19 protein-coding genes are annotated in these 19038 nt (G+C 63.4%); 7 read left to right on the top strand and 12 right to left on the bottom strand.

Going from position 1 to position 19038, the window contains the following annotated elements; translation table 11 throughout:
- Positions 1 to 49 precede the first annotated feature (49 nt).
- Positions 50 to 649: a hypothetical protein gene (locus tag SFA35_RS05210; protein WP_320575929.1), complete on the bottom strand. Its 600-nt coding sequence runs from the start codon at positions 647 to 649 to the stop codon at positions 50 to 52.
- A gap of 288 nt (positions 650 to 937) precedes the next feature.
- Here SFA35_RS05210 and SFA35_RS05205 point away from each other — a divergent pair, with 288 nt between their 5' ends.
- Genes SFA35_RS05205 through SFA35_RS05190 form a run of 4 tightly spaced genes read left to right on the top strand, consistent with a single transcriptional unit; the run spans position 938 to position 4344 of the window.
- Positions 938 to 1624, top strand: coding sequence for an ABC transporter permease (locus SFA35_RS05205; protein ID WP_320578843.1), 687 nt, complete (start codon positions 938 to 940; stop codon positions 1622 to 1624).
- A 14-nt stretch (positions 1625 to 1638) separates the two neighbouring features.
- Positions 1639 to 2532 (top strand): glycine betaine ABC transporter substrate-binding protein, encoded by an 894-nt coding sequence (locus SFA35_RS05200; protein ID WP_320575927.1) that lies wholly within the window; start codon positions 1639 to 1641, stop codon positions 2530 to 2532.
- Between the two features lie 10 nt (positions 2533 to 2542).
- A complete protein-coding gene (locus SFA35_RS05195) occupies positions 2543 to 3196 on the top strand; it encodes an ABC transporter permease (RefSeq protein ID WP_320575925.1) in 654 nt (217 codons plus the stop codon).
- Positions 3193 to 4344 (top strand): ABC transporter ATP-binding protein, encoded by a 1152-nt coding sequence (locus tag SFA35_RS05190; protein ID WP_320575923.1) that lies wholly within the window; start codon positions 3193 to 3195, stop codon positions 4342 to 4344. Before SFA35_RS05195 ends, SFA35_RS05190 begins: the two co-directional genes overlap by 4 nt.
- 82 nt (positions 4345 to 4426) lie before the next feature.
- On the opposite strand, the gene SFA35_RS05185 is transcribed toward SFA35_RS05190, so the two are convergent.
- The gene (locus SFA35_RS05185) at positions 4427 to 4996 is read right to left on the bottom strand and encodes a hypothetical protein (RefSeq protein WP_320575920.1); all 570 of its coding nucleotides are present in this window, start codon (positions 4994 to 4996) and stop codon (positions 4427 to 4429) included.
- 176 nt (positions 4997 to 5172) lie between these two features.
- Between SFA35_RS05185 and SFA35_RS05180 the strand changes: the two genes are divergently transcribed.
- Positions 5173 to 6222 carry a permease gene (locus SFA35_RS05180; protein ID WP_320578842.1) on the top strand — a complete coding sequence of 350 codons (1050 nt, stop codon included), beginning with the start codon at positions 5173 to 5175 and terminating at the stop codon, positions 6220 to 6222.
- Between the two features lie 9 nt (positions 6223 to 6231).
- Here the strand turns inward: SFA35_RS05180 and mnmH are convergent, their stop codons facing one another.
- The gene (gene mnmH / locus SFA35_RS05175; protein WP_320575917.1) at positions 6232 to 7332 is read right to left on the bottom strand and encodes a tRNA 2-selenouridine(34) synthase MnmH; all 1101 of its coding nucleotides are present in this window, start codon (positions 7330 to 7332) and stop codon (positions 6232 to 6234) included.
- Positions 7332 to 8366: a selenide, water dikinase SelD gene (gene selD, locus SFA35_RS05170; protein WP_320575914.1), complete on the bottom strand. Its 1035-nt coding sequence runs from the start codon at positions 8364 to 8366 to the stop codon at positions 7332 to 7334. The genes mnmH and selD overlap by 1 nt, the downstream gene beginning before the upstream one ends.
- A 440-nt stretch (positions 8367 to 8806) precedes the next feature.
- Between selD and SFA35_RS05165 the strand changes: the two genes are divergently transcribed.
- Complete coding sequence (locus SFA35_RS05165) at positions 8807 to 9970, top strand: type III PLP-dependent enzyme (RefSeq protein WP_320575912.1); 1164 nt, start codon at positions 8807 to 8809, stop codon at positions 9968 to 9970.
- A 50-nt stretch (positions 9971 to 10020) separates the two neighbouring features.
- On the opposite strand, the gene SFA35_RS05160 is transcribed toward SFA35_RS05165, so the two are convergent.
- Entirely contained in the window at positions 10021 to 10956 is a 936-nt protein-coding gene (locus SFA35_RS05160; protein WP_320575909.1) for a glutathione S-transferase family protein, read from the bottom strand.
- A 65-nt stretch (positions 10957 to 11021) separates the two neighbouring features.
- A complete protein-coding gene (locus SFA35_RS05155; RefSeq protein ID WP_414058496.1) occupies positions 11022 to 11366 on the bottom strand; it encodes a GIY-YIG nuclease family protein in 345 nt (114 codons plus the stop codon).
- Between the two features lie 75 nt (positions 11367 to 11441).
- Here SFA35_RS05155 and SFA35_RS05150 point away from each other — a divergent pair, with 75 nt between their 5' ends.
- Positions 11442 to 12308 (top strand): hypothetical protein, encoded by an 867-nt coding sequence (locus SFA35_RS05150; protein WP_320575904.1) that lies wholly within the window; start codon positions 11442 to 11444, stop codon positions 12306 to 12308.
- On the opposite strand, the gene SFA35_RS05145 is transcribed toward SFA35_RS05150, so the two are convergent.
- From SFA35_RS05145 to SFA35_RS05120, 6 genes are all read right to left on the bottom strand, one after another.
- On the bottom strand, positions 12305 to 12778 hold the full coding sequence (locus tag SFA35_RS05145; RefSeq protein WP_320575902.1) for a nuclear transport factor 2 family protein: 474 nt from the start codon (positions 12776 to 12778) through the stop codon (positions 12305 to 12307). The two genes, SFA35_RS05150 and SFA35_RS05145, sit on opposite strands and share 4 nt — an antisense overlap.
- Before the next feature lie 129 nt (positions 12779 to 12907).
- Entirely contained in the window at positions 12908 to 14125 is a 1218-nt protein-coding gene (locus SFA35_RS05140) for a CynX/NimT family MFS transporter (protein ID WP_320575900.1), read from the bottom strand.
- 418 nt (positions 14126 to 14543) lie between these two features.
- Positions 14544 to 15308: an amino acid ABC transporter ATP-binding protein gene (locus tag SFA35_RS05135; protein ID WP_320575897.1), complete on the bottom strand. Its 765-nt coding sequence runs from the start codon at positions 15306 to 15308 to the stop codon at positions 14544 to 14546.
- Positions 15309 to 15318: 10 nt separating this feature from the next.
- Complete coding sequence (locus SFA35_RS05130) at positions 15319 to 16413, bottom strand: amino acid ABC transporter permease (RefSeq protein WP_320575895.1); 1095 nt, start codon at positions 16411 to 16413, stop codon at positions 15319 to 15321.
- A 9-nt stretch (positions 16414 to 16422) separates the two neighbouring features.
- Entirely contained in the window at positions 16423 to 17604 is a 1182-nt protein-coding gene (locus SFA35_RS05125) for an amino acid ABC transporter permease (protein WP_320575893.1), read from the bottom strand.
- A 70-nt stretch (positions 17605 to 17674) separates the two neighbouring features.
- Positions 17675 to 18703, bottom strand: a complete 1029-nt coding sequence (locus SFA35_RS05120) for an amino acid ABC transporter substrate-binding protein (RefSeq protein ID WP_320575891.1) — start codon at positions 18701 to 18703, stop codon at positions 17675 to 17677.
- Positions 18704 to 19038: the final 335 nt, after the last annotated feature.

Genomic DNA, 19038 nt, shown 5'->3' with positions numbered 1-19038 from the left:
AAAAGGGCGCCGATTATAGCTCGAATTCCCACGACCCTGAAACCTTGGCCTACGCCGGCATGACTACGCCCATTTCCAGTACATACAGGTCGTACACCAGCGGCGCCTCGTGCGCACGTCCGTCGGCGCTGACGTAGCAGAACCAGTGTTTGTCTTCATCGAAGCGTTTGTAAGGTATGAGCTGACCGTCGCGCTCGCGCAGGCCCAGCCAGGTGAACGGTCGTTCGTTGCCATTGCCGCCTACTCGCCGCAGGCCCAGCCGCGAATACTTGCCGGGGCCAGGTGGGCCACCGATCTGCCCGGCCATGTCGATGTCCCAGAAGGCGAGCGGTGTGGACGAATGCGGCCGCCACACCAGGTAGCCCAATTCGTCGGTGATATCCAGCTCCACCACTTGCCCGTCGCTGCGGCTGAGGATCTGGTAGGCCAGGTCACCCGTATTCGATTGATGACAGACGAACACGAAAGGCCAGCGCTCCTCGCGGGGGATCTCAGGGAAATTGCAATAGTTGTTGATGGTCAGGTAGTCGCAGGGCCTGCGCCAGCCATTGGGCTTGCCGACCTCATGCACGTCGAGAAAACCCTCGAACCCAGGGGTCTGGCATTTCAGGTTGGCGACGAATGAAGCGCTTTCGATAATCGTGGTCATGGTGATACCTCGGGGGCGGAGATGCCCGTTGCACTCTGCGTCGCCCGCCCCGCCGACCGCAGCCGGAACCGCTTCCGGGCGCGATGGCCAAAAGCCGTCATCTTGGGAACCTTTTCCGCACAGGGGGCGTCCACTACCTGCTTGACCTGGCACCACCCTCTGAAAAATCAATCAGTTAGGTTTTAACCCAGCTTCTTTGTTGCCCGTGAGCAACCTGCGCAGACACGACAAAGCCTGCCGCCCGAAATAAAGGAGACCTCTGTGACAAACCGCTACGGCAAAGGCCTGATGGGATGCGCGACCGTGGTCGTCGTCCTGGCCTTGCTGGTCCACTGGATCGGCATCGATACGATCAAGCATTACCGTGAAGACCTGTTGTTCTACCTGCAGGCGCACCTGCTGCTGGTGCTTTGTTCGATGTTCGCCGCCCTGGCCGTCGGCTTGCCAGCCGGCATCTGGCTCAGCCGCCCGAGCATGGCCCGGCGCGCCGAACGCTTCATGCAGATTTTCAATATCGGCAACACCGTGCCGCCCCTGGCCGTATTGGCCATCGCCCTGGGTTTTCTCGGCATCGGTGCCGGGCCGGCGATCTTCGCGCTGTTTCTCGCCTCTCTGCTGCCCATCGTGCGCAACACTTATGAAGGCCTGAAGAATGTGCAGGGCTCGCTGAAGGAAGCCGCCGTGGGCATCGGCATGACGCCGCGCCAGGTGCTGTGGAAGGTTGAAATGCCCAACGCCGTGCCGATCATCGTCGGCGGCGTACGGGTGGCCCTGGCGATCAACGTCGGCACCGCGCCGCTGGCGTTTCTCATCGGTGCCAACAGCCTGGGCAGCCTGATCTTCCCCGGCATTGCCCTGAACAATCAGCCGCAACTGCTGCTCGGCGCTGCCTGCACCGCCCTGCTCGCGCTGATTCTCGACGCCATCGTCACGCTGGTCAGCCGCCTCTGGCTGGAACGCGGACTGGTCGGCTGATCAAGGAAAAACCTATGAAGATTGCAAGCTTGATGCTCAGCCTGGCGCTGGGCCTGACCTCTGTCGCCCACGCGGCCGACAAACCGGTGATTCGCCTCGGCGCGCGGGTGTTCACCGAACAGACCGTGCTGGCCAACCTCACTGCGCAGTACCTGGCCACCAAAGGCTACGACGTGCAGATCACCGGCGGCCTGGGCAGCAACCTGGCGCGTAGCGCACAGGAAACCGGGCAACTGGACATGCTCTGGGAATACACCGGGGTGTCGCTGGTGTCCTACAACCACATCGACGAAAAGCTCGACAGCGCGGCCACCTATGCGCGGGTCAAGGAGCTGGATGCGAAAAAAGGCCTGGTCTGGCTGAGCCCTTCGAAGTTCAGCAACACCTATGCCCTGGCGCTGCCGCAGAACATTGCCGAGCAGTACCCGCAGATCAACACCATCAGCCAGCTTGAAGCGGTGGTCAAAAGCGAGCCGAGCAAAGGCCACGTGCTGGCCCTGGACACCGAATTCGCCAACCGCTCCGACGGGCTGGTGGGCCTGACTCAACGCTACGGCCTGACCTTCACTCGCGCCGACATCCGCCAGATGGACGCCGGCCTGGTCTACACCGCGCTGCGCAACGGCCAGGTGTTCACCGGCCTGGTGTACACCACCGATGGGCGGCTGAACGCCTTCCACCTCAAGCTGCTGGACGACGACCTGCATTACTTCCCGGACTACACCGCTGCGCCCGTGGTGCGCCAGGACTTCCTCAGCGCTCACCCGGACCTCGCCGCGCAACTCAAGCCGCTGGCCGAACTGCTCGACAACGCGACCATGCGCGAGCTCAACGCCAAGGTCGACGTCGAGCACCAGAGCCCCAATCTGGTGGCCGCCGAGTTTCTCAAAGCCCACCCCCTCAACTAACGGAGAAGCCATGAATTTCCTGCAGACTTTCTCCCACCTGGATTGGCCGCTGGTGCTGCACCTGACCTGGCAGCACATCACCCTGGTCGGCATCGCCGTCAGCCTGGCGATCGTCGTCGGCGTGCCGCTGGGCATCCTGATGACGCGCTTTCCCGCCCTCGCCGGACCGTTGCAAGCCAGCGCCACGGTGCTGCTGACGATACCGTCCATTGCCCTGTTCGGCCTGCTGCTGCCGTTCTATTCGAAGTTCGGCCAGGGTCTCGGCCCGTTGCCTGCGATCACCGCCGTGTTCCTTTATTCGCTACTGCCGATTCTGCGCAACACCTACCTGGCCCTGACCGGCGTCGAGCCGGGCATCCGCGAAGCCGCCAAAGGCATCGGCATGACCTTTGGCCAGCGCCTGCGCATGGTCGAGTTGCCGATCGCCGTGCCGGTGATCCTCGCCGGGGTGCGCACTGCCGTGGTGATGAACATCGGGGTGATGACCATCGCCGCGACCATCGGCGCCGGCGGCCTGGGCGTACTCATCCTCACTTCCATCAGCCGCAGCGACATGACCATGCTCATCGTCGGCGCAGTGCTGGTCAGTGTCCTGGCGATCATCGCCGACCTGGCCCTGCAATGGCTGCAACGCAGCCTGACTCCCAAAGGACTTCTCAAATGATCGAACTTCAGAACCTGACCAAGACTTTTGAAAGCAACGGCAAGCAGGTCACTGCGGTCAACTCGGTGAGCCTGACGGTCAACGAGGGCGAAATCTGCGTGTTCCTCGGCCCGTCGGGCTGCGGCAAGAGCACCACCCTGAAAATGATCAACCGCCTGATCGAGCCGACCTCCGGCAAGGTGTTGATCAACGGTGAAGACACCACGGGCCTGGACGAAGTGACGTTGCGCCGCAATATCGGCTATGTGATCCAGCAGATCGGCCTGTTTCCCAACATGACCATCGAGGAAAACATCGTGGTGGTGCCGCGCCTGCTCGGTTGGGACAAACAGAAGTGCCACGACCGCGCCCGCGAACTGATGAGCATGATCAAGCTGGAGCCCAAGCAGTATTTGCACCGCTATCCGCGCGAGCTGTCCGGTGGCCAGCAGCAGCGCATCGGCGTGATCCGCGCGCTGGCGGCCGATGCGCCGTTGCTGTTGATGGACGAGCCGTTCGGCGCGGTCGACCCGATCAACCGCGAGATGATCCAGAACGAGTTCTTCGAGATGCAGCGGGCGCTGAACAAGACGGTGATCATGGTCAGCCACGACATCGACGAAGCGATCAAGCTGGCCGACAAGATCGCCATCTTCCGCGGCGGCAAACTGTTGCAGATCGACCACCCGGACACCTTGCTGGCGCACCCGGTAGACGACTTCGTCAGCAGCTTCGTCGGCCAGGACAGCACCCTCAAGCGCCTGTTGCTGGTCAAGGCCGAGGACGCCGCCGACAATGCCCCGTCGGTCAGCCCCGAGACGCCGGTGGCCGAGGCGCTGGAACTGATGGATGAACATGACCGCCGCTACGTGGTGGTCACCGACGCCGAAAACAAGGCGCTGGGCTACGTGCGCCGCCGCGACCTGCACCGCCAGCAGGGCAGCTGCGTCGACTACCTGCGGCCGTTCAACGCCACCGCCGCCTACGACGAGCACCTGCGCATCCTGCTGTCGCGCATGTACGAGTTCAATCGTTCGTGGCTGCCGGTGCTCAACGCCGAGAACGTTTTCCTCGGTGAAGTGACCCAGGAGTCGATCGCCGCCTATCTGAGCTCGGGGCGTTCGCGCGGGGCCAAGACCAGCATTGTGTCGCCGGCGGAGTTGGTGTGATGTTGTTTCAATAAGCCGGATAACGGCTGTCACGATGCAGGGCCGAGCGTGCTCGGCCCTGCAGTAATGACATCTTCAGCCCTCAATGATCATCCAGATCCTCAAAGCCCAGGCTCTGGATATGCAGACTCAGGTTCATAGTCGGCCCCTCGGCATCGTTGACATAGACATGCCAGTAATCGCCGATCTCCACCCGTTTGAGCGCCTTCAGCGTCCAGGTGTCTGGGCTGCGCACCCGTACATTGTCGATCACCCCTTCGCTCAGACTGTCGATCAGGTCGGTTTCAGCCCCGTCGCGCAACACCTTTGGTTTCCAGAACGCATTGGGCCCGCCCTTGACCGGATACAGCGCCACGTAGCCGTTGGTGCTGAAGCCGAAGCGAATCCCGGTGGAGCTCCAGGCGCGGCCCTGGCTCTTGCTGTGCGACTGGATCACGTAGCCGCAATAGCCGTTGGCGTCGTAGTAGCAATCGAAGCGAAACAGGTGATTTTCCGCTTGTGGGCAATTGTGCACCGTCAGCCAGTCGCCGAGCTTGCGTTCGACGCCGGCATCGCCTTCGACCAATTCGGCACAGTCCCAGAACCCGCAGTAGTCGGGGGTGACGCACTGCACGCTGGCAATGAAGGATTTTTCGTAGTTGAGATAAGGCATGGTCCAGCTCCTTGACAAGCGACAGCCCAGGCGGCTGTCGGAGCCATCAGGTTCAAGCATTCAGCGGCGCGGACCCATCGCGCAGGCTTTCCCTCGGTCAGCGTGGCCTGTGCCGAACGCAGGCGGCGCTGTATGATCTGCCACTACTCCCCGCCTTTCGGAACACCCCCATGTCCATGAGTCAAACGAGCGCCCAGCCCCGGGGCCTGGCCTTCTGGTGGAAACCGTTGTTGTTTCTGATCATCGCCGCCGCCGGCCTGTACTACGTCAAGTGGTCGCCCTACTACTTCAAGTCGGTCTTCGCAGCGAGCAACCACAGCATTGGTGGCTCGATCATCGACGACCATCAGATCTCGCCGATCAGTGCCGCCATCGCCTATGCCCAGGTGTATTTCCTGGCGATCTGGAAAGCGGCGGTGCTGGCGGTGATCCTCGGCTCGCTGTTGCAGGTGCTGATCCCGCGTGACTGGCTGTTGCGCCTGTTCGGCCGCGCCGGCTTCGGCTCGACCCTGCGCGGCGGTCTGTTCGCCCTGCCGGGCATGATGTGCAGCTGCTGCGCAGCGCCGGTGGCGGCCGGGCTGCGCAAGCAGAACGTCTCGGTGGGCGCCGCTCTGGCCTTCTGGATCGCCAACCCGGTGCTCAACCCGGCGACGCTGGTGTTCATGGGCTTCGTGCTGGGCTGGGGCTTCACCGCACTGCGACTGGTGGCGGGGATCATCCTGGTCCTGGGCGTGTCGCTGATCGCGCAACGCATCGCGCGCGCCGAGCCATTGCCAGAGCCCGCGGTACAGGCGGTGAGCGACGCCACGGCGCAGAACGACCAGGGCTTGCTGGTGCGCTGGGGCAAGGCACTGTGGCAGCTGTTCTGGAGCACCATCCCGATCTACGTGGTGGCGGTGCTGATCCTCGGCGCGGCGCGGGTCTGGCTGTTCCCGCACGTCGACGACGCCATGAGCAACAGCCTGCTGTGGCTGGTGCCGCTGGCCGTCGTGGGCACCTTGTTCGTGATCCCTACCGCCGCCGAAATTCCCATCGTGCAGACCCTGCTGACCCTTGGCCTGGGCACTGCTCCGGCTGTCGCCCTGCTGATGACCCTGCCCAGCGTCAGCCTGCCGTCGCTGCTGATGCTGCGCAAATCCTTCGACGCGCGGGTGCTGGTGACCGTGGCCGTGCTGACCATGCTGGTCGGCATTGTCAGCGGCCTGGTCGGTGCAGCGCTGCTCTGACAGCTGCCGCTAGCGTCTGGCGCGGCGCTGCTTGAGGTACTCGAGCACCGCCGCGCGATCCCCGGCGAATTCGATGCGCGCCTCCTTGCTGTCACGCTGGTAGGCGTACATCGGGTCGTAGTATTCACTGAGCAGCACGCTGATCCACTCCCGGTGCAGGTCCACTGCGCCGCTGCGCGCCTGTTCGGCCAGCGCCGCGTCGAGCGCCAGCGACAGGCGTTGATAGCGCTCGCCACCAAGGCGCTTGACGATGCTCGCCAGGCTCTGGCGCAGGCGCTCGGCAAACGCCGTGAAGCCCTGCTCGGCCCCCTGCTGGGCAACGAACTCGGCGCACAGGTCGATGACGTAGTCTTTTAGGATCCGCTCGACCCGGCTGCTCACCGGGTCCTGCAGCCAGACCAGTGACTGGCCCTGCATGCGCCGGTAGAAGTCCACCGGAATCGCCAGGCTGCCAACCGCACGGGCCTCGTCCTCGATGACAAATTGCTCGATGCCACGGGCGCGCTTTTTCAGGATGTCGACCGCCAGGGCATTCTCGAAATCGATCTGCGCCGGCTGCGGCGTGGCATGCCGGCCGAAGCTGGAGCCACGGTGGTTGGCCAGGCCCTCGAGGTCCAGGCCATTGTTCAGTTGGTTGAGCACTTCGGTCTTGCCCGAGCCGGTGAGGCCGCCGAGTAGCACCATGTCGCACTCGGCCACCGCCAGGTCGACCGCGTTGATCAAATAGTTGCGCAGCGCCTTGTAGCCGCCGACCACGCGCGGGTAATCGATGCCGGCTTCCTTGAGCCACTGCTGGGTGATCTGCGAGCGCAGGCCGCCGCGAAAGCAATACAGATAGCCGTCGGGATTGGCCCGGGCGAAGTCGGCCCAGGCCTGCTGGCGGGTCGCCTTGACCTCGCCGCTGACCAGCCGGTGCCCCAGCTCGATGGCCGCCTGCTGGCCGCGCTGCTTGTAGCAGGTGCCGACCTGTTCGCGCTCGGCGTCGTTCATCAGCGGCAGGTTGCGCGTGCCGGGAAAGGCCCCCTTGTGAAATTCCACCGGGGCGCGCACGTCCATCAGCGGCAGGTCGTTGACGAAGATGTCGTGAAAATCGGTGCAGTTGTCGCGCATCAATACACCTCGACCGCGAGTCGCTGTCGCTCGACCATTTCGCCTATGGCCGTCAGTTGCAGGCCGAGTTCGGCGGCCTCGGCGAGAAATGCCGCCTGCCCCTCGGGGCTGACCGCGATGAGCAGGCCGCCGCTGGTCTGCGGGTCGCACAGCAGCTGCTTGTGCGCCTCGCCGAGGGCGCCGATGCGCTCGCCGTAGCTGTCGTAGTTGCGCTGGGTGCCGCCGGGCACGCAGCCCAATTGCAGATAATGCTCGACACTGGCCAGGCGCGGCACGGCGGCTGCGTCCAGGCGCGCGGTGAGCTGGCTGCCGTCGGCCATCTCGACCAGATGGCCGAGCAGGCCGAAGCCGGTAACGTCGGTCATGGCCTTGACCCCGTCGAGCTTGCCGAAGCGGCTGCCAGGTTTGTTCAGCGTGCACATCAGGTCGCGGGCCACGCCAAAATCGGCTTCACGCAACACGCCCTTCTTCTCGGCGGTGGTGAGAATGCCGATGCCCAGCGCCTTGGTCAGGTACAGGGTGCAGCCAGCGGTGGCGGTGTCGTTGCGCTTCATGTGGCGCTTTTCCACCAGCCCGGTCACGGCCAGGCCGAAGATCGGTTCCGGGGCATCAATGGAGTGGCCGCCGGCCAGCGGGATGCCAGCCGCGTCACACACGGCGCGACCGCCGCGGATGACTTCGCGGGCGATCTCCGGGCCGAGCAGGTTGACCGGCCAGCCGAGGATGGCGATGGCCATCAGTGGGTCGCCGCCCATGGCGTAGATGTCGCTGATGGCGTTGGTGGCGGCGATGCGGCCGAAGTCGAACGGGTCGTCAACGATCGGCATGAAGAAATCGGTGGTCGAGACCACCCCGCGCTCTTCGTCGATGGCATAGACGGCAGCGTCGTCGCGCGAGGCATTGCCGACCCACAGGCGCGGGTCGAGGTTCTGTGCACCGCTGCCGGCGAGGATCACTTCCAGCACCTTGGGGGAAATCTTGCATCCGCAGCCAGCGCCATGGCTGTACTGCGTCAGGCGAACCGGCTCGCTCATGGCTGGACCTCATGGGAATAAAGACGCCGATTCTAGCAGAGCGCCAGCCTGGGCAATCGCCCGCCTGGGCCGTTGCGCGACGGACAGCGGGAACATCAGCCTGTCATGTGGGTCGGTTAAACAGGAGGCTGGAAAGGGGTCGCGACGCATGCGTGCAAAAACGCGACATTTTTAGTTGATCTCAAACCCCTCAGGTCCTAAAGTTCGCGCCGAACGTCCATGCTGGAAACGATCCATCCGGCTCAAGTACTGACGACGAGACAGCAAGGCCATAAGCAGGGCAGCAGCGCTGCCACTGGCCTTTTTGCTTTCGGCGACATGCCTTGGGAAGTAGGCGAACCAAAGTGGGGATACGGAGGACGTTCGCGAGGCCCAGGCCTCACACCCATTTTTTTTACAGTCATGCCACTCATGACGTTTGCCACCAGGAGTCCCCTAGCATGTCGATCCAGGTCGAAGACTATTTCGCACGCCCTACTTTTGACAAGATGAAGGCGTTCGCCGACAAGCAAGAAACCCCGTTCGTACTGATCGATACCGGCATGATCAGCCAGGCCTACGACGACCTGCGCGCAGGCTTCGAATTCGCCAAGGTGTATTACGCCGTCAAGGCCAACCCGGCCGTGGAAATCATCGACCTGCTGCGCGACAAGGGTTCGAACTTCGACATCGCCTCGATCTATGAACTGGACAAGGTGATGAACCAGGGCGTTGGCCCGGAGCGCATCAGCTACGGCAACACCATCAAGAAGTCCAAGGACATCCGCTACTTCTACGACAAGGGCGTGCGCCTGTACGCCACCGACTCCGAAGCCGACCTGCGCAACATCGCCAAGGCCGCCCCGGGCTCGAAAGTCTATGTGCGCATCCTTACCGAAGGCTCGACCACGGCCGATTGGCCTCTGTCGCGCAAGTTCGGCTGCCAGACCGACATGGCCATGGACCTGCTGATCCTGGCCCGTGACCTGGGCCTGGTGCCTTACGGCATCTCGTTCCACGTCGGTTCGCAGCAGCGCGACATCAGCGTCTGGGACGCGGCCATCGCCAAGGTCAAGGTGATCTTCGAACGCCTGAAGGAAGAAGACGGCATCGAACTCAAGCTGATCAACATGGGTGGCGGCTTCCCGGCCAACTACATCACCCGCACCAACAGCCTGGAAACCTACGCCCAAGAGATCATTCGTTTCCTCAAGGAAGACTTCGGTGACGACCTGCCGGAGATCATCCTCGAGCCAGGCCGTTCGCTGATTGCCAACGCCGGCATCCTCGTCAGCGAAGTGGTACTGGTCGCGCGCAAGTCGCGCACGGCGGTCGAGCGCTGGGTGTACACCGACGTGGGCAAGTTCAGCGGCCTGATCGAAACCATGGACGAAGCCATCAAGTTTCCGATCTGGACCGAGAAGAAAGGCGAAGTCGAAGAAGTGGTGATCGCCGGCCCGACCTGCGACAGCGCCGACATCATGTACGAGAACTACAAGTACGGCCTGCCGCTGAACCTGGCCATCGGTGACCGCCTGTACTGGCTGTCGACCGGCGCCTACACCACCAGCTACAGCGCGGTGGAATTCAACGGCTTCCCGCCGCTGAAGTCGTTCTATATCTAAATCGCCGGGCTGCAAACAACTCGGGGGCATTGCCCCCGGGCTTTTAGCGGTTACACGCGTTCCAGACGAAAGCCAAAGCGCGGAAAGTGCACGTGCACCACACCGCCGCGCTCATCCTCACGTTTGAGGATCAACTCTTCGGCTCCGGCAAACAGCAACTCCCCGCGGACCGGATCGCAGCCATAGTCAGTGGCCGCGATCACCACCTTATCACCCGCCCTGAAACCATTCGGCTCCTCGAACACCTCGTCCGGCAAAGCTGCTGGCGTGCTGTCGCGGGCGATCTGCAGCGCCTGCTCGGCAGTCATTTCGCTCGGCGCACCATGGCCGAAACCCAGGACGCGGCTGTGCCAGGCCTGCACGTGGGGATAGGCGTCGACCAGCGGCGAAGTCACCGGGGTCGCCTTGAGAAACCACAGGCAGTGCGCCAGCGAAAAGTCGGCAATCGATGGCTCGCCGAAGAGAAAGTCTCCCGGCTCGCGAGCCAGCTGCTGCTCCAGGCGGGCCATGATGCTCGGCCACTGATGCTTGGCCTGTTCCACCGGCAGTCTGCTCGCCGAACCGCCGCTGAACAATGCGGCGCGGTCGGCGATGAAAGCTTTCATGATTTCCGGCGGCATGCGGGCGAAGCGCACCGCTGCCGACTCTGGCTGGAACACCAGGCTGACCGCGTGCTGGAACACCACCGAATCGACCCAGGTGGAAAAGCTCGCGACGACCAGTTCCTTACCTTGCGGGAACAGGGCTGGCGAGCTTTTTTCGGTTTCGAGGCGACGGGCGATCAGCGCGGTGTCGCAGTAGATATCAGCGCCGACCTGCAGCACCGGCGTCTTGCGATAGCCACCGGTGAGCGCGGTCAGATCGGGCTTGGGCAGCATCGGCGGGATCGTCACAGAACGCCACGACAGCCCCTTGAAGCCCAGCAGCAGGCGGGTTTTCTCGGCGAACGGCGAGGTCGGGTAGTGATGCAGAATCAGGTCGGTCATGGTCGGGCCACCGTGGCTGGGCAAAGCAGCCAGCTTAACCGGCCCGCCGCCCTCAGCCTACGGGCTCAGGCGGATACTGGCTCATCAACGGGGTGAATCGGCGCGAATGAAGCCACCAGGGCTTCCTTGGCGCTTTTGCGCAGCGCCTTGATCAGCCGCTCGTGGCGCAGCGCCTGGCGCTTGTCCGGCCAGCGTTCGAAATACACCAGGGCCACCGCCGGGCTGGAGCTGAAGAAGCGCGCGCCCTTGCCGCTCTGATGCTTGGCGAAGCGACGCTGCGGATCGTCACTGATGCCGCAGTACAAGGCGCCGTTGGCGGCGCGCACCAGGTACACGTACCAAGGTTTGGTTGCAGGTTGGGAAGCGCTGTCTGTCACATCGGCTGGACCGTTTCGGGGGCTCGCGATCATAGCAATATTGCGCACCTTGCGGTTCATGGCGACCCATAAGCTCGCGGTTCCCATGCGGCCAAGGAGGCCTCTGCCATGCGCTCGATCCTGTTTCCCATTTTCATCACTGCGGCCGTCAGCGGCCTGGCCCATGCCGAGCTCGGCGAGCAAACCGCCGCCGCTCTGCAAGCCAACTATGCCAATACCACCCAGGCCTGCAATGGCGCCCCGGCGTTCGTCTGCTCAGGCATTCTGCTGCGCACCACCCGCCCCTCGCCGGCTTATCACACCTGGCACCACAGCCCCAACAGCCGCGAAAAAGGCGGCGTGGCGTTTTCCTACCTGCGCGCCGACGCGCCGGTCGAGGCCCTGGCCGAAGGTGCCAGCAGCGGCTTCATCCTGTTGCCACGGCGTCAGGCTCCACAAGGCAGCAGCGCCTACCGCGTCCTGTGCGCCTACCCGACCGATGGCGACAGCTGGACTCGCAACGCCCGGGGTTGTGGCGATAACAGTCAGACCGAGGGCGTCGAGCAGTTCTGCCACGAGCTGGGCATCGACAGCGCCGAGAGCTGGGTCGCTCGCTATGAAAGCACCCCGGGCCCGGAGCATCAGCGTTATTTCGCCCAGTGTGCTTTCGATGTCAGCCGCAGCCGCTCGGCCCAGGCGGCGCCAGCGTTCTATCAGAGCCTGCGCGCCATGAGCTTGATGCCCGAGCGGCCCTTCGCCTGGAACGAAGTGATTGTCGGCGCCTGGGATGAAGCCACCTCCGCAAACCTGCCGATCCAGGCGTTCTTTCATGTGAGCGGGCGCGACGGCCTGAACAATGCCCGCTTCGACCAACGCGACTGGCATGCCACTACCGGCAAGTGGCTGCCGGTGATCGAGATCAGCCTGCCTGATGGCGAGCGCCCGGCCAGTTTCAGCTACCGCAACGAGGACCAGGCAGTCGCTCCGAGTCTTTAGGCTGACCTGCTCTGAAACGCCGCTAGATTGGCCAGCGCCTGGCGGCGGATCTTGCCGCGCAGCAGCGGCGTCCAGCCCAGCAACAGGCCCGGCGTGCCCAGGGCCTGACGTGACCAGCGCCAGAGGTCGAAGCGGTCGTAATGTTCGCAGATCCTGGCGTCGCGAAACACGAAGCGGGCATGAATATCGTTGACCACGGTGCGGCGGGTCTGGCTGAACAGGTAGGTTGCCACCCAGTGCGCCGCGCCGCTGTGGTCTTCGGCGTGGATCTGGTCGAAGGTCAGCGAGAAATCCTTGGCCCGGCTGGCGAGCATCCGCCACATGTCGCCCACCTGCCGCCCGCGCAGGGTGCCGAAGGCCGGGTCACTGAAAATGACGTCATCGCTGTAGCAGGCGACCATGGTCTCGACGTCCAGGCGCTGGAAGGCGGAGTAGAAGATGCTGATCAGCTCGGCGTTGCTTTCGTTCATGGGCAAGCTCTTGTTTTTGAGGTGGCTTGCCGAGCATACAAGCAAATCGGCCTGACGACCTCCCGGGGGCGTTGCCCCACCCTTGTGGGAGGGGCAAAGCCCCCGAGAGGCCGCAGGCCGGTTTGATCTTCAGGCAATCGGCTCGCTGACAACCTCAACCCATAAAGCCCGCCCCGCGCCCAACCCGGCGATGATTGCCGCTGCCCCGACAATTCCGAAAATCCAGCCCACGGCATTCCAGCCCCCGGTCCAGTCATGCACCAGCCCCACCGCCAATGGCCCGGCCGAGGCGATGGTGTAGCCCACGCCCTGGGCCATGCTCGACAGCGCTGCGGCCACATGTGAATCACGCGAGCGCAGCACGATCAGGGTCAGCGCCACGGCAAACATGCCGCCCTGCCCCAGCCCCAACACCACCGCCCAGCCCCAGATCCCGGACATCGGCGCATACAGGCAACCGAACAGCCCGGCGATGGTCAGCAGCATCAACGCCACGACCGCCAGGCGCTGGTCGCGGCCACGGGTCGCCAGCCAGGGCGCGGCCAGCGCGCTGGGCAGCTGCACCAGGATCGAGGCCGACATCATCAAGCCCGCTTCGGCCGGCGTCATGCCGCGGGCGATCAGGATCGACGGCAGCCAGCCGAAGACCACGTACGCCAGCGACGACTGCAGCCCCATGAACAGGGTCACCTGCCACGCCAGGCGATCGCGCAACAAGCCGCGCACCCTGTAGGCAACATGTTGAACGCCATGTCGGGCCTGGGTCTGCGGCCACCAGACCAGCGCTGCGAGCAGCGCTGGCACCAGCCAGAAGCCCAGGCCCATGGCCCAGCTGTCGTTGAGCTGCAAGGCCAGGGGCACACTGGCACCGGCCGCCAGCGCGGCGCCCAGGCACAGCGACATGGTGTAGACGCCGGTCATGGTCCCGGCCTGGCGTGGGAAATCACGCTTGACGATGCCCGGCAGCAGCACGCCGATGATGCCGATACTAGCCCCTGCCAGCAGGCTGCCGCCGAACAGGCCGACCACGCCGAAATTGCTGCGCACGGCGATCCCTGCGGCCAACAGCACGAGAATCCCGGCCACTACCCGCTCGGCACCGAAGCGCCGCGAAAGGATCGGCGCCAACGGCGCGAACAACCCCAGACAAAGCACCGGCAGGGTAGTCAGCAGGCCCGCCGTGGAGGCGCTGAGGCCTAGGCTGGCCGAAACCTGACCCAGCAAAGGCGCCATGCTCGACAACGCCGGGCGCAGGTTGAGAGCAACCAGAACCAGGCCCAGCAGCAATAACCACGGACGATGAAGGGCAACGGGTGCAGCGGCAGTTGAAGCGGAAGAGGCAGACATGGGTGACTCTGATTTTTAAGGTGTAGCAGGGCAATCTAGTCGTTTGCGGGTGGGCAATGCAAGATTGCTAGCAATTTTTGTCGATTCAATGTTCGTCACGGAATTCAATCAGGGCCACCACCGGCCGCCCGCGCGGCCTATCGCGGGCTTCGCGCGCTCCCACGCTTGTTTCGATTTGCATGCATCCAGTGGAATCGCCTATGAGCGCTTTTGATGTTCGACGTCATACCGCCAAGCCACCAAGGCGGTCATAGGTGATGGCCGCTGGATGCATACGCTCGAAACGAACGTAGGAGCGCGCGAAGCCCGCGATAGGCCGCGCGGGCGGCCGGTGGTGGCCATATTGACCATCGAGACAGGCGCACTGCCCCCAAAAAAAACCCGGGCATCAGCCCGGGCTTTTTTCACCTCCCCCAGATCAATGCAGGATCTGGCTGAGGAACATCCGTGTGCGATCGCTCTGCGGGTTGTCGAAGAAGTCGTTCGGCGCAGCCTGTTCGACGATTTCGCCTTTGTCCATGAAGATCACCCGGTTGGCCACGGTGCGAGCGAAGCCCATCTCATGGGTCACGCAGAGCATGGTCATGCCGTCTTCGGCCAGGCCGATCATGGTGTCGAGTACTTCCTTGACCATTTCCGGGTCGAGCGCCGAGGTCGGTTCGTCGAACAGCATGATCTTGGGCTTCATGCACAGGGCGCGGGCGATCGCCACACGCTGTTGCTGGCCGCCGGACAGCTGGCCCGGGAACTTGTGGGCCTGCTCAGGAATGCGCACGCGCTTGAGGTAGTGCATGGCGATCTCTTCGGCTTCCTTCTTCGGCATCTTGCGCACCCACATCGGCGCCAGGGTGCAGTTCTGCAGGATCGTCAGGTGCGGAAAGAGGTTGAAGTGCTGGAACACCATGCCGACTTCACGGCGCACGGTCTCGATCTGCTTGAGGTCGTTGGTCAGCTCGACGCCGTCGACGATGATGGTGCCGGCCTGGTGTTCCTCGAGGCGGTTGAGGCAGCGGATGGTGGTCGACTTGCCCGAACCCGAAGGGCCGCACAAGACGATACGCTCGCCCTGCTGGACGTTCAGGTTGATGTCCTTGAGCACGTGGAACTGGCCGTACCACTTGTTCACGCCTTGCATCTGGATAATGCCGGGGGCGCCCACAGGCTGCTTGATCGGTTCACTCATGGCAAAACTCCTAACGCTTGTGGCCTGTGTCCAGCTTGCGCTCCAGATACTGGGAGTAGCGGGACATACCGAAACAGAAAATCCAGAAAACCAGGGCGGCGAATACGTAGCCCTCGGTTGCCATACCGAGCCACTTGGGGTCGGCGGACGCTTGCTTGACGCTGTTGAGCAGGTCGAACAGACCGATGATGATCACCAGGCTGGTGTCCTTGAACAGCGCGATCAGGGTGTTGACGATACCCGGGATCACCAGCTTCAAGGCTTGCGGCAGAATCACCAGGCCCATGCTGCGCCAGTAGCCCAGGGCCATGGCAGCAGCGGCTTCGTACTGCCCCTTGGGAATGGCCTGCATGCCGCCGCGCACCACCTCGGCCACGTAGGCCGACTGGAACAGGATGACGCCGATCAGCGCGCGCAGCAGCTTGTCGAAGTTCATGCCTTCAGGCAGGAACAACGGCAGCATCACCGACGACATGAACAGCACGGTGATCAAGGGCACGCCGCGCCAGAACTCGATGAAGGTCACGCAGACCACGCGCACCGCTGGCATCTTCGAGCGCCTGCCCAGCGCCAGCAGGATGCCCAGCGGCAAGGCGCCGGCGATACCCACCGTAGCGATCACCAGAGTCAGCATCAGCCCGCCCCACTGGCTGGTGGCAACGGGCTCCAGGCCCAGGCCGCCATGCAGCAGGAAGAAGGCGATGACCGGGAAGGCGATCAGGTAGCAGATGCCATAGATACCCTTCTTCGGCATGGCCTTGAAGAACAGCGGCGCGGCGCCGACGATGGCCAGAACCACCGTCAGGTTGACCCGCCAGCGCAGTTCCGGCGGGTAGTAGCCGTACATGAACTGGCCGAAGCGCTGCTCGATGAACACCCAGCAGGCGCCAGCCTTGGTGCAGTCCTGGCGGGTGGTGCCGACCCAGTTGGCGTCGAAGAACGCCCAGCTCAGCAACGGCGGCAGGATCAGGTACAGCAGGTAGAACGCGAACAGGGTCAGCAGGGTGTTCCACCAATTGGAGAACAGGTTCTGCCGAATCCACGCCATGGGGCCGAACACCTTGGCCGGTGGCGGCATGTCGGGTTTGAAAGTATGAGTGCTCATGCGCGGTTCCTACCGTTCGATCAGCGCAATGCGCTTGTTGTACCAGTTCATCAGCAGCGAGATGCTGATGCTGATCACCAGGTACACGCTCATGGTGATGGCAATCACCTCGATCGCCTGGCCCGTCTGGTTGAGCACGGTACCGGCGAACAGCGAAACCATTTCCGGGTAGCCGATACCGGCCGCCAGCGAGGAGTTCTTCGCCAGGTTGAGGTACTGGCTGGTCAGCGGCGGGATGATCACGCGAAGGGCCTGCGGGATGATCACCTTGCGCAGCGTCGGGCCGTTGCGCAGGCCCAGCGAGCGCGCAGCTTCGGTCTGGCCGTGGCTGACCGACTTGATACCCGAGCGCACGATCTCGGCGATGAACGCCGCGGTGTAGATGGTCAGCGCCAGGGTCAAGGCCAGCAGTTCAGGGATCAACACCCAGCCGCCGACGAAGTTGAAGCCCTTGAGTTCGGCGAATTCCCAATGCACCGGGGCGCCGAAGATCAGTGCGCTGAGTGCCGGGATGACGATCAACAGCGCGAGGCCCGTCCAGAACTTGTGGAACGGCACGCCGGTTTCTTCGAAGCGCCGGGTCGCCCAGCGCGACATCAGCACGATGGCGACGATGGCCAGGACCACCGCGATCACGAACGGCCAGGCGCCCGCAGTCGGGATGGCGGCCGGCATGTTCAGGCCACGGCTGCTGAAGAAGAAGGTGTTGAACAGGCCGTGGGCCGCCCGTGGGCCTGGCAGGTTGAGAAACACCGCGAAGTACCAGAAGAGGATCTGCAGCAGCGGCGGGATGTTGCGGAAGGTTTCCACATAGACCGTCGCCAGCTTGTTGATCATCCAGTTGCTGGACAGCCGCGCCACGCCAAGGATGAAGCCCAGCAAGGTGGCCAGGATCAAGCCGATGAAGGTCACCAGCAAGGTGTTGAGCAGGCCGATGACGAAGACCCGGGCGTAGGTGTCCGACTCGGTGTAGTCGATCAGGTGCTGCGCAATGCCGAAGCCGGCACTGCGTTCAAGAAATCCGAACCCCGAGGTGATGCCCCGGTGTTGCAGGTTGGTCTGCGTGTTGTCGAACAGGAACCAGCCCAGTGCGACCACCGCCACGATGGTGATGATCTGAAACACCCACCCACGCACGCGTGGATCGGTCAGGGAAAACCCCTTGGTGGGTGCGCCGATTGGTTTTTGCATGAAGAACCCCAGGTAGAAGGCGTAGCGAGTAACGAGCCCTCGACGGCGAACCGTCGAGGGCGGGGGTCAATCAGCGTACCGGTGGAGCGTACTGGATGCCGCCCTTGTTCCACAGCGCGTTCAGGCCGCGGTCGATGGCCAACGGGGTGCCTTTGCCCAGGTTCTTCTCGAACACTTCGCCGTAGTTGCCCACTTGCGAAACGATCTTCACGACCCAGTCCTTCGGCAGCTTCAGGTCCTTGCCGTATTCGCCGTCGGCGCCCAGCAGGCGAGCCACGTCGGGGTTCTTGGTGGACTTGGCTTCGTCGAGGACGTTCTTGGAGGTCACGCCCGCTTCTTCAGCGTTGAGCATGGCGAACAGGGTCCACTTGACGATGCTGAACCAGTCTTCGTCGCCTTTGCGCACGACTGGGCCCAGTGGTTCCTTGGAGATGGTTTCCGGCAGAACGACATAGTCGCCTGGGGAAGCCAGCTTGCTGCGCTGTGCGTAGAGCTGCGACTTGTCGGAGGTCAGCACGTCGCAACGGCCGCTTTCCAGCGACTTGGCGCTTTCGTCGGAGGTGTCGAAGGTGATCGGGGTGTACTTCAGGTTGTTGGCGCGGAAGTAGTCCGAGACGTTCAGTTCGGTGGTGGTACCGGCCTGGATGCAGATGGTTGCACCGTCCAGTTCCTTGGCGCTGTTGACACCCAGCTTCTTGTTGGCCAGGAAGCCAACGCCGTCGTAGTAGGTCACGCCGGCGAACACCAGGCCCATGCCAGCGTCACGCGAGCTGGTCCAGGTGGTGTTGCGCGAGAGGATGTCGATCTCGCCCGATTGCAGCGCGGTGAAGCGCTCCTTGGCGTTCAACTGGCTGAACTTGACCTTGGTGGCGTCGCCGAATACCGCAGCGGCCACGGCACGGCAGACGTCGGCGTCGATGCCGAGGATCTTGCCACTGGCATCAGGCACCGAGAAACCTGGCAGGCCATCGGAAACACCGCACTGCACGAAGCCTTTCTTCTGGATCGCGTCCAAGGTTGCGCCCGCCTGAGCGCCACCGCTGATTGCGAAAACCGAGGCGGCGGTCAGGACTGCCAGGGTGGATTTCAACATCTTCATTCAAAACCTCCAGTTGCTCTTGTTGTGTCCGAGCTCAAGTTCTGCCGCACCCTTATGAGGCATGTTCGACCCGTGCTGGCTTTTTTTTGGGTCGAGCGGCGTTAGAACCAAGTGATGTTTGCGACGGGAGACCTCTCCCGCACGTCCGGAAAAACGCGTGGCCCGCCTGCGGCTCGAAAGTAGTGGGAAGTTGTGACATTCTTCTTCATCCACACGGCATCTGGCGGACATCCTGTCAGCTGGCGCCTGCGTCCCTCCCCCGCCCGGCCACGCGCATCAGTGTTACCGGGAAGTGGCCGCAGAGCCCTTGCAGGGGTTTCTTAGCAAAGCGCGTA

It is taken from the genome of Pseudomonas sp. HR96 (assembly GCF_034059295.1).
Taxonomy (GTDB): Bacteria; Pseudomonadota; Gammaproteobacteria; order Pseudomonadales; family Pseudomonadaceae; genus Aquipseudomonas.
Note: the sequence above shows the minus strand (reverse complement) of the source record. Positions and strands in the feature narration are given on the sequence as shown.